We start from the raw sequence: 15,510 nt of genomic DNA on the forward strand, positions 1-15,510 counted from the left end.
GCTCCCATATTGGATTAGTGTCGCCCTAACCTCTGCATCACTGCCATCAATCATCCTGTTCAGCCTCTATTCCCACGCCTAGACTCGGCCCATTCCAAAAAAAGGTAGGCCGCCATGTCCGAGACGTTGCTCAGTTCCCGCAATCTGGCTTTCGAGCTGTATGAAGTCCTCGATGCCGAGGGCCTGACCCAGCGCGAGCGGTTTGCCGAGCACAATCGCGAAACCTTCGACGCAGCCCTCGCTACGGCCCGCAGCATCGCCGAGAAATTTTTCGCGCCCCACAACCGCAAGAACGATGAAAACGAACCGCGCTACGAGAACGGCGAGGCGATTCTGATTCCCGAGGTGAAACCGGCGGTGGATGCCTTCCTCGAGGCTGGCTTTCTCAATGCCGCACGCAGCTTCGAGGCTGGCGGTATGCAACTGCCGACGTTGTTGTCCCAGGCCTGCTTCGCGCATTTCCAATCGGCCAACGCCGCTTCGACCTCTTACCCGTTCCTGACCATGGGCGCGGCGAATCTGATCGAGAGCTTCGGCAGCGAGGAGCAAAAGCAACGCTTCCTGCAACCGATGATCGACGGCCGCTTCTTCGGCACCATGGCCCTGACCGAGCCACATGCAGGTTCTTCGCTGTCGGATATTCGTACACGCGCGGAGCCGGCGTCCGACGGCACCTACCGACTCAAGGGCAACAAGATCTTCATCTCCGGCGGCGATCATCCGCTATCGGAAAACATCGTGCACATGGTGCTGGCGAAACTGCCGGATGCACCGCCTGGCGTGAAAGGCATTTCGCTGTTTATCGTGCCCAAGTTCCTGGTCAACGACGACGGCAGCCTCGGCCCGCGCAACGATGTGCTGCTGGCGGGGCTGTTCCACAAAATGGGCTGGCGTGGCACCACCTCTACCGCGCTGAACTTCGGCGACAACGGCGAATGTGTCGGTTACCTCGTAGGCAAACCGCACCACGGCCTGAGCTACATGTTCCAGATGATGAACGAGGCACGGATCGGCGTCGGCATGGGCGCGGTGATGCTGGGTTACGCCGGCTACCTGTATTCACTTGAATACGCCCGCGAGCGCCCGCAGGGCCGGGTACCCGACAGCAAGGACCCGACTACGCCGCCGGTGGCGATCATCCAGCACGCCGACGTACGCCGCATGCTGCTGACCCAGAAGGCCTACGTTGAAGGTTCATTTGACCTGGGCCTGTACGCCGCGCGGCTGTTCGACGACACCACCACCCTGGAAAGCGAAGCCGAGCGCCGGCGCGCCCATGAGCTGCTGGATTTGCTGACCCCTATCGTCAAATCCTGGCCCTCGGAGTTCTGCCTGAAGGCCAACGAGCTGGCGATTCAGATTCTTGGCGGCCACGGCTACACCCGCGAATACCCGGTGGAGCAGTATTACCGCGACAACCGCCTGAACCCGATCCATGAAGGCACCCACGGCATCCAGTCCCTGGACCTGCTGGGGCGCAAGCTGGCGCAGAACGGCGGCGCTGGCCTCAAGCAATTGATCCGGCTGGTGGCCGACACCACTGAGCGCGCCCAGGCCCACGCATCACTGACGCCATTGCGCCAACCACTGGAAGCGCTGGTAGCACGCCTGCAAACGGTTACCCTCGGCCTGCTGACGGACCTGGCCCAAGGCAAGGTCAACAGCAGTCTCGCCAACTCGGCGCTGTACCTCAAGGTGTTTGGTCACATGGTGATTGGCTGGCGCTGGCTGGAACAGGCGATTCGGGCCGAGGAAGGTTTGGCCAAGGGGAACGAGGCGGACAGCGACTTCTATAAGGGCAAGCTGCAAGCGGCGCGGTACTTCCTGACCTGGGAAGTGCCGGGGTGTCACCATGAGCTGGAGCTGCTCGAGACGCGGGATGATACGTGCCTGGGGATGCGGGATGAGTGGTTCTGAGCCTGCTCTTGTGCGGGGCTGAAAACCGATCGCGAGCAGGCTCGCTCCCACAGTGGAACGGGGTGAACACAGATTTTATGTCCACTTAGCCCCTATGTGGGAGCGAGCCTGCTCGCGATGACTCAGGTGCAGACAACACTGCTGCACAAGCCCGTCGCAGGTTCAGGCCTGCTGAATGGTCTTGGCAATCACCTCGACCGTGGCGCTGACTTGCTCTTGGTAACGGTCGAGTTCCGCTTGATGAGCCTTTTGCATTTCCATCTGTTGCGAACACAGGTTCATCGCCGCCAGTACCAGCAGGCGATCACCGATCAGCGTCGGGTATTTCCTCTTGGTATCGGCCAGGGCGGCCTTGAGCATGGCAGCGGCGTCCAGCAGGGCCTGCTCCTGCCCGGCCGGGGCCTTGATTGAATAGTCTTCTCCCAGGATCGAGATGACTGTCACCCCATCGGCGCCGTGCTTCATGCGCTGACAGGACCGGCGCTGGCGCGCTCGATCAACGCCTGGATGCGGGCAGCGGTAGCGCCGTGCAGTTCTTCCTGTTCCATCAGGCTCAGTTGCAAGCTCTCGTTTTCATCCTTGGCCCTGGCAAGTTCCGCGCTCAGGGTTTCGTTCAGGCCGGTGAGGTGACGGTTCTGTTGCACCAGGTCGTTGACCAGTTGCTCCAGCTGGCTGAGGGATGTTTCCAACATATTGATTTCCAGGCATTTTCAAGGGGCGCGTACGATAAAGAAAAGTCACCGCCGATGCCACGGTTACACGGCGGCGGTGCTTCGCTCGCGAGCTGTAGAGACTGCGATTCGGGAATCTGGTTCCTACCCTTCGTCGCACGGTAGGTGTTGCCCTGCGACAAAAGCACGCGTCGGCCTCAAGACTTCAGTCGTATGACCGATAAGTCAGGGAACAGCAGTCACAGCCCCGCACGGACGCGTCTTCTTCCGGTACTTCCCATGTCTCTACGTAATATGAACATCGCGCCGCGGGCGTTCCTGGGGTTTGCCCTGATAGGCGCCCTGATGCTGGCCCTCGGGGTGTTTGCCCTGGCCCAGATGAGCAACATCCGCACCTCTGGCGAAAGCATCGCCCGCAACAGCGTGCCCAGCATCAAGGCCCTGGATGAGTTCACCCAGCTCACCCTGCGTCTGCGGGTGCTGTCCTATCGTTTGCTGACCAACCGCGAACCGGACATCCAGCAGAAAACCTACGATCTGTTCGAGCAACGCAACCAACAGATCCGCGCCGCCCAGACGGCCTACGAAAAACTCATCAGCGCCCCGGAAGAACGGGCCGCCTACGATCAGTATGTGCAACTGCTGGGTCAGTACCGTCAGCTCGAAGAGCGGATGAAAACCCTGTCGCGCAATAATCAGATCGAGGAACTGCGGGTATTGCTCAACACCGAACTGCTGAGCAACTCCGAAGCCATCAACGCAATCCTGGGCCGCCTGCTGGAAATCAATAACCACCAGGCCGAGGCTTTCAACCAGAGCGCTGAGCAGCAATATTCAAAAGCCTTCATGCTGGTCGTCACGCTGCTGGTCATCGCCACCGGCCTGACCCTGCTGTTCGCCTGGCTGCTGACCAATAGCATTACCAAGCCGATTGCCAATGCCCTGGACGCCGCCGAGGAAATCGCCAAGGGCAACCTGACCCGGCCAATCACCGTCGATGGCACCGATGAAGCCGGTCGCCTGCTCAAAGCGATGGCGACCATGCAGGAGAAACTGCGCGACACCCTGCAGCGGATTTCTGGCTCGGCCACACAACTTGCGTCGGCGGCCGAAGAGCTCAACGCCGTCACTGACGAAAGCGCCCGTGGCCTGACCCAGCAGAACAACGAAATCGAACAGGCCGCCACGGCAGTCAACGAAATGACCAGTGCCGTGGAAGAAGTGGCGCGCAATGCGGTCAGCACCTCCGAAGCATCGAAAGACGCCACGACTTCCGCCGGTGATGGCCGTGACCTGGTGCAGGAAACCGTCAGCGCCATCGAACGCATGAGCGCCGACGTGCAAAGCACTGCCACGCTGATTGGCAACCTGGCCAATGAGTCCCGCGATATCGGCAAGGTGCTGGACGTGATCCGTGGCCTGGCCGACCAGACCAACCTGTTGGCGCTGAACGCCGCTATCGAAGCGGCCCGTGCCGGTGAGGCCGGTCGTGGTTTTGCCGTGGTCGCCGACGAAGTCCGCGCCCTGGCTCACCGCACGCAGCAGTCAACCAGCGAGATCGAACGCATGATCGGCAGTATCCAGAACGGCACCGAACAGGCCGTGGATTCGATGCGCAACAGCACCGAACGCGCCGAGTCGACGCTGAACATCGCTCGCGGCGCCGGCATGTCCCTGGACACCATCAACACCGCCATCGTCGAGATCAACGAACGCAACCTGGTGATTGCCAGCGCCGCCGAGGAGCAGGCCCAAGTGGCCCGCGAAGTGGACCGCAACCTGGTGAACATCCGCGACCTGTCGGTGCAATCGGCCACCGGCGCCAACCAGACCAGCGCCGCCAGTGCCGAACTGTCGCGCCTGGCCGTGGACCTGAACAGCATGGTTGGACGGTTCAGCCTTTAACCGCAAACCCATTGATCGCTCACAATCCATGAGCGATCAATGCTGTTGTGGCGAGGGAGCTTGCTCCCGCTGGGCTGCGAAGCGGCCCCAAAACTTCAAAAGCGACGACTGCTTCGCAGCCGAGCGGGAGCAAGCTCCCTCGCCACAATGGCTGCGCCCAGAACCCGATCCCCCAACCTTTTTTGACAGCATCACATTTCAACAGGTTAGAATCGCTGGCACGCAGACTGCATGGTCAGTCTGTGCCCGCCCTTCAGTTTTCCCGGAGTAACGCCTTTGACTGCGACGACCATCAACAGCCTGTTCTTGATCGGCGCGTTGCTGGTAGGTGCGAGCATCCTGGTGAGTTCTCTTTCGTCCCGCCTGGGTATCCCGATCCTGGTGATCATCCTGGCCGTGGGCATGGTGGCCGGTGTCGATGGCGCCGGTATTCTTTTCGATAACTACGCCACGGCCTACCTGGTCGGCAATCTCGCATTGGCTGTCATTCTGCTCGACGGCGGCTTGCGCACGCGGGTGTCGAGCTTTCGCGTGGCGCTGTGGCCGGCGTTGTCGCTGGCCACGGTCGGGGTATTGATCACCACTGGACTGACCGGCCTGGCGGCGGCGTGGCTGTTCAACCTGAACCTGATCCAGGGCCTGCTGATCGGCGCCATCGTCGGCTCGACGGATGCGGCGGCAGTGTTTTCACTACTGGGCGGCAAGGGCCTGAACGAGCGGGTCAGCGCCACCCTCGAGATCGAGTCCGGCAGTAACGACCCCATGGCGGTGTTCCTCACCGTCACCCTGATCGGCATGCTCGCCAGTGGCGAAACCGGCCTGCACTGGAGCCTGCTGGGACATCTGGTGCGCGAGTTCGGCATTGGCTCGGTGCTTGGCCTGGGCGGTGGCTGGCTGATGCTGCAACTGGTCAATCGCATCAACCTGGCCAACGGCCTCTACCCGATCCTGGTCATCAGCGGCGGCCTGGCCGTGTTCGCCCTGACCAACGCCCTGCACGGCAGTGGTTTCCTGGCGGTGTACCTGTGTGGCCTGGTGCTGGGCAACCGTCCGGTACGCAGCCGCCACGGCATCCTGCACATGCTCGATGGCATGGCCTGGCTGGCGCAGATCGGCATGTTCCTGGTGCTGGGGCTGCTGGTCACGCCCCACGACCTGCTGCCCATTGCCCTGCCGGCCCTGGGCCTGGCGCTGTGGATGATCCTGTTCGCGCGCCCGCTGTCGGTCATGGTGGGCCTGCTGCCATTCAAGGCGTTCCATGGTCGCGAAAAAGCCTTTATTTCCTGGGTCGGCCTGCGCGGCGCAGTGCCGATCATTCTCGCCGTGTTCCCGCTGATGGCCGGCCTGCCCCACGCCCAACTCTATTTCAACCTGGCGTTCTTCATCGTGCTGGTCTCGCTGCTGGTGCAGGGCACGAGCCTGCCGTGGGTCGCCAAGTTGCTGCACGTGACCGTCCCGCCCGAGCCGCTGCCGATTTCCCGGGCGGCGCTGGAAGTGCACGTCACCAGCGAATGGGAGCTGTTCATCTATCGCCTGGGCGCGGAAAAATGGTGCATCGGCTCGCCCCTGCGGGACCTGAAAATGCCCGAAGGCACGCGCATCGCCGCACTGTTTCGCGGCCAACAACTGCTCCATCCGTCGGGTAGTACGGTGTTGGAAGTCGATGATTTGCTCTGTGTTATCGGCCATGAACATGATTTGCCGGCCCTTGGAAAACTGTTCAGCCAAGCGCCGCAACGGGGCCTTGATTTGCGCTTTTTCGGCGACTTCGTACTCGAAGGAGACGCCCAGTTGGCCGCGGTTGCCGCCCTGTACGGATTGCAACTGGATGGCATCGATCCGGACATGTCCCTGGGGCGCTTCATTGCCCAGAAAGTCGGCGGCGCGCCGGTGGTCGGCGACCAGGTGGATTGGAACAACACCCTGTGGACCGTCGCGGCCATGGACGGGAACAAGATCGGCAAAGTGGGCGTCAGATTCCCCGAAGGAAGTCGCCCGGGTCCCGGCTTGTTCCTCTAAACTGCTCCCACTCTCACTTGCTCGACCGGTCTCTATGCCTACCCTGCGCTCCTTTTTCGCCATCGCCCTGCTGGGCTTGAGTCTCTCCGTCTGCACACTGCAAGCCGCTGATCTTCCCTCCAGTGCTTCGGTGCAGGCCAGCCTGGACAAGATCGCCGACCGCAAACTGCCGGAAGCCGACCAGAAAGCCCTGCAGGCCGTCTTGCAGAACACGCTGACCCAGCTCAGCAACAAGGCCGACTACGAACAGAAGTTGCAGGCGCTCAAACAGCAACTGGCCACCGCGCCCAAGCAGAACATCGAGAACCAGCGCGAACTGGCGCGGCTCAAGGGCACCACGGTGGTGCCGGTGGCGCAACGCTATGCCAACCTGCCGATTCCCCAGCTTGAGCAAATGCTCTCGGATCGCTCCACCCAGCAGGGTGATCTGCAAAAAGCCCTGGCCGACGCCAACAGCCTGATCATCACCGCCCAGACCCGTCCCGAGCGTGCCCAGGCGGAAATCTCCAGCAGCCAGACCCGCATCCAGCAAATCAACACCATCCTCAAGGCCGGTCGAGACGCCGGCAAAACCCTGAGCGCCGAGCAACGCGACCAGCTCAACGCCGAGCTGGCGGCGCTCAACGCGCTGATTCCGCTACGCCGCCAGGAGCTGGCCGGCAACAGCCAACTGCAGGATCTGGGCAACGGTCAACACGATTTGCTGATGGAAAAAATCGCCCGCACGGAGCAGGAAATCCAGGACCTGCAGAACCTGATCAACCAGAAGCGCCTGGCCCAGTCCCAGGAGACGGTGACCCAGCAATCCATCGAAGCCCAGAAGGCCGGTGGCAGCAGCTTGCTGGCGACCGAAAGCGCGGCCAACCTGAAGCTCTCCGACTACCTGCTCAAAAGCACCGACCGCCTCAACGAGGTGACCCAGCAGAACTTGCAGACCAAGCAACTGCTGGACAGCGTCACCCAGACCGACGCCGCCCTGGACGAGCAGATCAGCGTGCTCAAGGGCAGCCTGCTGCTCTCCAAGATCCTCTACAAGCAGCGCCAGACCCTGCCGCGCCTCAAGCTGGACCAGAACCTGGCCGACCAGATCGCCGACATCCGCCTGTACCAGTTCGAAGTCAGCCAACAACGTGAGCTGCTGAACAATCCCAGTGCCTATGTCGACAACCTGCTGGCCTCCCAGCCATCGGAACAGGCCACGCCGCAACTGCGCAAGACCTTGCTGGAACTGGCACTGACCCGCGTCGACCTGCTGGAACGGCTGAACCGCGAATTGAGCGCAGTGCTCAACGAATCCATCACCCTGCAGCTCAACCAGAAGCAACTGCTCAGCACCGCCCAGAACCTGCGGGCGACGCTTGAAGAGCAGATGTTCTGGATTCCCAGCAACAAGCCGCTGGATTTCGAATGGATGCGCGGCGTGCCGATGCGCCTGGAAAAACAGATCGATTCGCTGCCCTGGGCTTCGAGCCTCAGTGAGCTGGCCGATGGCCTGACCCAGCGTCCGCTGCTGTTCCTGCCCCTGGCGCTGCTGATTGGGGCACTGCTGTGGCGGCGCAAGAATCTTTATGCGCGCTTGAACAAGGTTCACCAGGACGTTGGTCACTTCAAGCGCGACAGCCAGTGGCACACGCCCCAGGCGATCCTGATCAATATCCTCCTGGCAATGCCGGTGGCCCTGGCGCTGACCCTCTGCGGCTATGCCTTGCAGATCGACGCCCGCGGCCAGAACGCCAACCTCGGCGCGGCGCTGCTGCAGATCGGCCAGGCCTGGCTGGTGTTCTACACCGCCTATCGGGTGTTGGCCCCGGGCGGCGTGGCCGAATTGCATTTTCGCTGGGAGAAACCCCAGGTCGAATTCCTCCAGGGCTGGATCCGCCGGCTTGGGCTGGTGGTGCTGGCGTTGGTGGCCGTGGTGGCCGTGGCCGAGTTGCAGCCCTCGACCCTGGCCGATGACGTGCTCGGCATGCCGGTGGTACTGACCTGCTACGCGCTGATGGCGTGGTTGCTCAGCCGCCTGTTGCTGAGTAGCCCGACACACAAGAACACCTCGCTGTTCCGCAAGGCCGTCGGGGTGCTGTTCACCGCGCTGCCGATCGCGCTGTTCGTGGCGGTGTGCTTCGGCTACTACTACACCGCACTGAAGCTCAGCGACCGGTTGATCAATACCCTGTACCTGCTGATGTTCTGGCTGGTGATCGAGGCGACCTTCGTGCGCGGCCTGTCGGTGGCGGCGCGGCGCCTGGCCTACCAGCGTGCCTTGGCCAAGCGCCAGGCCGCCAAGGAAGCCGGCGACGGCGAAGCGGTGGTCGAGGAGCCGACCCTGGACATCGAGAAGGTCAACGAGCAGTCCCTGCGCCTGATCCGCCTGGCCTTGCTCGGCGGCTTCATCGCCGCGTTGTACTGGGTCTGGTCGGACCTGATCAGCGTGTTCTCGTACCTGGACAACATCACCCTCTACGAATACACCAGCGGCACCGGCGTCAACATGAGCATGGTGCCGATCAGTATCGGCGACATGCTCGGCGCGTTGATCATCATCGGCATCACCTTCGCCCTGGCACGCAACCTGCCGGGCCTGTTGGAAGTGTTCGTACTGTCGAAACTGAACCTGGCCCAGGGCAGTGCCTATGCCACCACCACGCTGCTGTCCTATGTGATCGCGGGTGTCGGCTTCGTCACCACGCTGTCCACCCTGGGCGTGAGCTGGGACAAACTGCAATGGCTGGTGGCCGCACTGTCGGTGGGCCTGGGTTTCGGCATGCAGGAGATCTTCGCCAACTTCATCTCCGGGATCATGATCCTGTTCGAGCGTCCGGTGCGCATCGGCGACACCATCACCATCGGCAACCTGTCGGGCACCGTCAGCAAGATCCGCATCCGCGCGACCACCATCACCGACTTCGACCGCAAGGACATCATCGTCCCGAACAAGACCTTCATCACCGGGCAACTGATCAACTGGTCGTTGACCGACACCGTGACCCGGGTGACCCTGAAACTGGGCGTGGACTACGGCTCGGACCTGGATCGGGTGCGCGAACTGCTGCTCAAGGCCGCCCGTGAAAACCCACGGGTACTGAAGGAGCCGGAACCGATCGTGTACTTCCTGAACTTCGGTGAAAGCACCCTGGACCATGAGCTACGCATGCACGTGCGCGACCTCGGTGACCGCAACCCGGTACTGGACGAGATCAACCGCTTCATCAACCGAGAGTTCAAGAAGGAGCACATCAACATCTCCTTCCGGCAGATGGAAATCTATCTGAAGAACATGCAAGGCCAGGAATACAAACTGGTGCCTGCCGAGCCCGACAAAAAGACCATCGCACCCGTGCCTTCGGCTGTTGCCAGCATCAAGCCGGTACCCGAGCCGCCGCAAGAAACACTCGACTGATGCGCGCTGCCTGAAGGCCTCGCGCCGGAGACGGCCATGAAAACGCTGGAAACGTTGACCTTCGATAACCGTTTCGCCCGCCTGGGCGACGGGTTATCGACCCACGTGCTGCCCGAGCCCATCGACAATCCGCGACTGGTGGTCGCCAGCCCGGCCGCCATGGCGTTACTGGACCTGGATCCGGCCGAAGCCGAGGCTCCGCTGTTTGCCGAGATCTTCGGCGGCCATAAGCTCTGGGCCGAAACCGAGCCCCGGGCGATGGTGTATTCAGGGCATCAGTTCGGTCACTACAACCCGCAATTGGGCGATGGCCGTGGGTTGCTGCTGGGCGAGGTGTACAACGAGGCCGGCGAGCATTGGGACCTGCACCTCAAGGGTGCCGGCCAGACGCCGTTCTCACGGATGGGCGATGGGCGGGCAGTGCTGCGTTCCTCGATCCGCGAATTCCTCGCCTCCGAATCCCTGCACGCCCTGGGCATCCCCACCACCCGCGCCTTGTGCGTGATCGGTTCGGACACCCCGGTGTGGCGCGAAAAACAGGAGCGCGCCGCCATGGTGCTGCGCCTGGCACCCAGCCACGTGCGCTTCGGCCATTTCGAATATTTCTACTACACCAAGAAGCCCGAGCTGCACGCGGCCCTCGCCGAGCACGTGTTGAACCTGCATTTTGCCGAGTGCCGCGAGCAGCCGGAGCCGTACCTGGCGATGTTCCGCGAGATCGTCGAGCGCAACGCCGAGCTGATTGCCAAATGGCAGGCCTACGGTTTCTGCCACGGCGTGATGAACACCGACAACATGTCGATCCTGGGCATCACCTTCGACTTCGGGCCGTTCGCCTTCCTCGACGACTTCGACGCCAATTTCATCTGCAACCACTCCGATGACCAGGGCCGCTACTCATTCAGCAACCAAGTGCCCATCGGTCAGTGGAATCTCAGCGCCCTGGCCCAGGCCCTGACGCCGTTCATCAGCGTCGAAGCCCTGCGCGAAACCCTCGGCCTGTACTTGCCACTGTTCCAGGCCCACTACCTGGACCTGATGCGCCGCCGCCTCGGCCTGACCCTTGCCGAAGAAGATGACCAGAAACTGGTGGAGCGCCTGCTGCAACTGATGCAGAACAGCGGCGTCGACTACAGCCTGTTCTTCCGTCGGCTGGGCGATCGATCACCCGAACTGGCCATTGCCAACCTGCGCGACGACTTCGTCGACCTCAAGGGTTTCGATGCCTGGGGCGAGCTGTATATTGCCCGCGTCAACCGCGAAGGCGTTGTCGATCAGGACCTGCGCCGAGCCCGCATGCATGCCGTCAACCCACTGTATGTGCTGCGTAACTACCTCGCGCAGAAAGCCATCGACGCCGCCGAATCAGGCGACTACGAAGAAGTCCGCCGCCTGCACACAGTGCTGAGCAAGCCGTTCGAAGAACAACCGGGCATGGACAGCTACGCGCAACGTCCGCCGGAATGGGGCAAGCACCTGGAGATCAGCTGTTCGTCGTAACCTTCCCGCCAAACACATAACCCTGTGGCGAGGGGATTTATCCCCGCAGGGCTGCGCAGCAGCCCCAAGAACCAGGCAGCGCGGTGCAACAGATAAACCGCGTCAGCCGGATTACGACTGCTTCGCAGCCGAGCGGGGCGGTGCGACGTTTCGCTAAATCCCCTCGCCACAAGAGCACTGCAGTCACCGCGTTTATTTCGATGTAGGACCACTCAGGACCAGGCTACGCCGCCTTGCGCCATTGCCTACAACTACGCCAGAATCCGCCGGCTTGTGCGCCTTGGGGTCGGGCTCTATCGTTTCCCCGTCGCTGAAAATCAGCGATCGGGTTTAGCGATCCGACTCAACACAGACGCAACAATGCCCAGTCTCGATTGCAGTCTTTTACATCTGCAATTTGCTTAATGGTGGCTGTGCGTGGGAGACCTTCTGGTCTACCCGGGGTTTCTGTGACCCGGATCGCTAACCTGCGTACAGCCGCCACCTTTACTTGTTTAGCGATAGGTCGTGGCGGCTCAACCAATCACGGAGATTCGCCATGTTCAAAGCAACCCCCAACCCGCCTGATACCGATCCAGCCCACCCAAACTCAAAAGAATTCGACGAAACGGCCGACCGCGTCCTCGACTACTACCTCAACCCAAAACCCAGCAAACCCGAGGCTGATCCCAGCCAACTGTTCACCGTCGTCAATGGCGTCGACACCGAAACCCTGCTCGCCAACCTCAGCGAAAACCTAGCCTCGGCCAACGCCATGATCAGTGACCTGGCATTCGACCTGAAAGGTTCCAGGCGGCACGTTGCCATGGGTATTCAGCAATTGATCGAGCTGAGCAGCTTATTGGCGAACAGCGCACTGGACAGTGTCGAACCACGCCAGTCGACATAACGCATCCCCCCTGTGGCGAGGGAGCTTGCTCCCGCTGGGCTGCGCAGCGGCCCCAAAACCTCAAAAGCGACGACTGCTTCGCAGCCGAGCGGGAGCAAGCTCCCTCGCCACAGTACGCCAAGCCATCAAATAAAGGTCTCAACCGATACGCCGAAGCGCTCCGCCAGCCAGCGGATCTGCCTTAAATTGAGCTGGCGCTTGCCGCTCAATATCTCCGACACCACCGACTGGGTGCCTATGCCCGGCAAATCGCTCTGGCTCAAACCGTGTTCACGCATCAGATAACGAAGCGCCTCAACGCCAGTGGCCTTGGGGCATCGGCCGGTGTTGATGATCCCAGGCCTCGATCCATTCACCGATGATGTCCACCAGGCTCATCAGCGGATGGGCTTCTTCTTCGCCAACCAACTCCAACAATTCATCGAGCGCTGCAGCCAACCGGTCGTAATCCTCTTCGCTCCTGGGCTTACGCAGCAGGGGCGACACAAACTCCCAATGGGCGGCGACTTGTTCGATCAGCGGACTCATCTTTTTACTCATCTCATTTTGCTATGGACGAGTTAACCACGGACTTGGCTAATCGCAAACTGCGATAATTTCGGCAAGAGTGATGAAAACAGACGAAGCTTCTGTGGCGAGGGGATTTATCCCCCCAGGGTTGCGCAGCAGCCCCAAGAACCAGGCAGCGCGGTGCAACAGATAAACCGCGTCAGCCGGGTTACGACTGCTTCGCAGCCGAGCGGGGCGGTGCGACGTTTCGCTAAATCCCCTCGCCACAATGTTTCTGACTGGCTTTGAGTGGTTCATCGCCCGCCCAAACCGTCTGCCTGCTCATCCAACCTTATCGTTCCCCTGCTCAGGCGTCTCGATCCCCGACTCTGCCTCTTCAACCCCCTTCTCCTTGGGGTTGGCCGGTGGTTTTTCCTCGGGATAGCCGGGCATGCCGCGGGCGTCTTCAGGGGTCAGTTCATCCCGGTCGTGGCGGCGGTCGGTGGCGTAGGACGGGGCGGCGTTGGGGTCTTCATCGCGGCCGGCGGTGCCGAGGACGAAGCCGTCGTCGTTAGGGTTGTCCACTGCCTGGGGCGTGGTTGGGTCTTGAGGATGGCTCATGGGACCTCCTGAGTCTGCAAACAGGTACGTGGTGTCTTTTTGAGGCCGTGACACCTTCTCAGTGCGGCGCGCCTGATGAATGGCAGCCTTGGATAACTTTGGCGAAACTCGGAAGGAAGATCAGTGAAAAGCCTGTGGGAGCTGAGCCTGCTCGCGATGAAGGCACCACGATCTACCGGAAGATCGCGTTATCGTTCATCGCGAGCAAGCTTGGCTCCCACAGAAGCACGCTCACTCAAGAGCGCCCGCCCTACGCCATATCACTGTGGCTGAATTCCTCGGCCAGAAAATCAATCAACGTACGCACCGACGGCAGCAACCCCCGTCGCGAAGCAAAGATCGCATGGACGATGCCGCACTTGGGCGTCCAGCCCGGCACCAGCTCCACCAACCGCCCGGCTGCGATATCTTCGCGCACCACCACGGTGGGCAGGTGAGCGACGCCGATGCCGGCCAGCACGGCGTGACGCAAGGCCAGCAGGTCGTCGGTGACCATGCGCGGTTCATGACGGATCAGCGCGCGGGTGCCGTCGGGGCCGAACAATTCCCACTGGTATTCACGTTGTGCCGCCCCCCAGTGCACGCTCGGCAAGCCGTTGAGGTCCGCCGGGGAAGCCGGTGCAGACAAACGCTCCAGGAACGCCGGGCTGCCCACCAGGCATTGGGTGCTGTTGCTCAACACCTTCATGACCATGTCGGTGTTTTCCAGCGGCGGAAAGCGCACCCGCAAGGCGATGTCGAACCCTTCGTGGATCAGGTCGACCCGGCGGTTGGTGCTCTCGATGAACAACTCCACCCGTGGGTACTTGAGCATGTAGCGGGTCAGCATCGGTCCGACCCAACTGTTGAGCAGCGCCGTCGGACAACTGATGCGCACCAGCCCCTGGGGTTCGGAGCGGTTGCGCTCGATCACTTCCGCCGCGCTCTCGGCCTCGACCCGCATCGCCAGGCAGCGCTGGTAATAGGCCTGGCCGATCTCCGTCAGCGTGCAATGGCGGCTGGTGCGGTGGAGCAGCCGCACCCCGAGTCGCTCTTCCAGTTGGGCGATACGTCGGCTGAGTTTCGACTTGGGCATGTCCAGCGCGCGACCGGCGGCGGCGAAACCACGGTGCTCCACGACCTGGGTGAAGTAGTACAGCGTGTTGAGGTCTTCGATGATCGTTCTCCAAATAGAACGCTAAGGCTAATTTTCGCAGTCTAGCGCATCAAAGGTGCCAGTTTTAATCTACACCCATCGAAACGCAACACGGTTTGAAGCCGAAGCGCTTCGACCGGATGAGTCACCGATCAATCGCTACACCGACATTAAAAACCTTAACCACGCCGAAACCTTCGGCAACCAAAACTTAATGAGGGCTACGCCATGACTACTTCCTACAACCGTCTCGACAAAGATAACGCCGCCGTTCTGCTGGTGGACCACCAGGCTGGCCTGCTCTCGCTGGTGCGTGACATCGACCCGGACCGTTTCAAGAACAACGTGCTGGCCCTGGCCGACCTGGCCAAATACTTCAAGCTGCCAACCATCCTCACCACCAGTTTCGAAACCGGCCCCAACGGCCCGCTGATGCCAGAACTCAAGACCCTGTTCCCGGACGCGCCGTACATCGCCCGTCCCGGCCAGATCAACGCCTGGGACAACGAAGATTTCGTCAAGGCCATCAAGGCCACCGGCAAGAAGCAACTGATCATCGCCGGCGTGGTGACTGAAGTCTGCGTGGCCTTCCCGGCACTCTCGGCCCTGGCCGAAGGTTTCGAGGTGTTCGTGGTCACCGATGCCTCAGGCACGTTCAACGAACTGACCCGTCAATCGGCCTGGGACCGCATGTCCTCCTCCGGTGCGCAACTGATGACCTGGTTCGGCCTGGCCTGTGAACTGCACCGCGACTGGCGCAATGATGTGGAAGGGCTGGCGACCTTGTTCTCCAACCACATCCCGGACTACCGCAACCTGATGACCAGCTACAACACGCTGACCAACGCCAAGTAACAGCCACACCGATCCACCTTTGTGGGAGCGAGCCTGCTCGCGATGACGGCAGGACAGTCAATGATGTATTGACTGTCAGGTCGCAATCGCGAGCAGGCTCGCTCCCACAAAG

Annotated in this window: 10 protein-coding genes and 3 pseudogenes; 8 read left to right on the top strand and 5 right to left on the bottom strand. The window is 61.5% G+C overall.

Annotation, left to right across the window (positions count from 1 at the left end; all coding sequences use genetic code 11):
- The first annotated feature begins 114 nt into the window (after positions 1-114).
- On the top strand, positions 115-1,917 hold the full coding sequence (locus GN234_RS15750; RefSeq protein ID WP_109752097.1) for an acyl-CoA dehydrogenase: 1,803 nt from the start codon (positions 115-117) through the stop codon (positions 1,915-1,917).
- A gap of 162 nt (positions 1,918-2,079) precedes the next feature.
- On the opposite strand, the gene GN234_RS15755 is transcribed toward GN234_RS15750, so the two are convergent.
- The gene (locus tag GN234_RS15755; protein ID WP_109752096.1) at positions 2,080-2,382 is read right to left on the bottom strand and encodes a cell division protein ZapA; all 303 of its coding nucleotides are present in this window, start codon (positions 2,380-2,382) and stop codon (positions 2,080-2,082) included.
- Positions 2,379-2,609, bottom strand: a complete 231-nt coding sequence (locus GN234_RS15760; RefSeq protein ID WP_109752095.1) for a hypothetical protein — start codon at positions 2,607-2,609, stop codon at positions 2,379-2,381. Before GN234_RS15760 ends, GN234_RS15755 begins: the two co-directional genes overlap by 4 nt.
- A gap of 324 nt (positions 2,610-2,933) precedes the next feature.
- On the opposite strand from GN234_RS15760, the pseudogene GN234_RS30365 reads away from it, so the two are divergent.
- From GN234_RS30365 to GN234_RS15785, 6 genes and pseudogenes are all read left to right on the top strand, one after another.
- Positions 2,934-3,590, top strand: a pseudogene (locus GN234_RS30365) (MCP four helix bundle domain-containing protein); the annotation flags it as partial.
- A gap of 303 nt (positions 3,591-3,893) precedes the next feature.
- Positions 3,894-4,493 (top strand): annotated as a pseudogene (locus GN234_RS30370) (methyl-accepting chemotaxis protein); the annotation flags it as partial.
- A 276-nt stretch (positions 4,494-4,769) separates the two neighbouring features.
- Positions 4,770-6,512, top strand: coding sequence for a potassium/proton antiporter (locus GN234_RS15770; protein ID WP_109752093.1), 1,743 nt, complete (start codon positions 4,770-4,772; stop codon positions 6,510-6,512).
- Positions 6,513-6,546: 34 nt separating this feature from the next.
- Positions 6,547-9,909, top strand: a complete 3,363-nt coding sequence (mscK, locus tag GN234_RS15775) for a mechanosensitive channel MscK (protein WP_109752092.1) — start codon at positions 6,547-6,549, stop codon at positions 9,907-9,909.
- A 36-nt stretch (positions 9,910-9,945) separates the two neighbouring features.
- A complete protein-coding gene (gene selO, locus GN234_RS15780) occupies positions 9,946-11,409 on the top strand; it encodes a protein adenylyltransferase SelO (protein WP_176688742.1) in 1,464 nt (487 codons plus the stop codon).
- 538 nt (positions 11,410-11,947) lie between these two features.
- Positions 11,948-12,298 (top strand): DUF6124 family protein, encoded by a 351-nt coding sequence (locus tag GN234_RS15785; protein ID WP_109752090.1) that lies wholly within the window; start codon positions 11,948-11,950, stop codon positions 12,296-12,298.
- 125 nt (positions 12,299-12,423) lie between these two features.
- Here the strand turns inward: GN234_RS15785 and GN234_RS15790 are convergent.
- The 3 genes and pseudogenes from GN234_RS15790 to GN234_RS15800 form a co-directional block, all read right to left on the bottom strand.
- Positions 12,424-12,826, bottom strand: a pseudogene (locus tag GN234_RS15790) (helix-turn-helix domain-containing protein).
- A 303-nt stretch (positions 12,827-13,129) separates the two neighbouring features.
- Positions 13,130-13,408, bottom strand: coding sequence for a hypothetical protein (locus GN234_RS15795; RefSeq protein WP_109752088.1), 279 nt, complete (start codon positions 13,406-13,408; stop codon positions 13,130-13,132).
- Positions 13,409-13,658: 250 nt separating this feature from the next.
- On the bottom strand, positions 13,659-14,564 hold the full coding sequence (locus GN234_RS15800; RefSeq protein WP_204334279.1) for a LysR family transcriptional regulator: 906 nt from the start codon (positions 14,562-14,564) through the stop codon (positions 13,659-13,661).
- 207 nt (positions 14,565-14,771) lie between these two features.
- Between GN234_RS15800 and ycaC the strand changes: the two genes are divergently transcribed.
- On the top strand, positions 14,772-15,398 hold the full coding sequence (ycaC, locus tag GN234_RS15805; RefSeq protein ID WP_109752086.1) for an isochorismate family cysteine hydrolase YcaC: 627 nt from the start codon (positions 14,772-14,774) through the stop codon (positions 15,396-15,398).
- The last annotated feature ends 112 nt before the right edge of the window (positions 15,399-15,510 follow it).

This window comes from Pseudomonas bijieensis, assembly GCF_013347965.1.
Taxonomy (GTDB): domain Bacteria; phylum Pseudomonadota; class Gammaproteobacteria; order Pseudomonadales; family Pseudomonadaceae; genus Aquipseudomonas; species Aquipseudomonas bijieensis.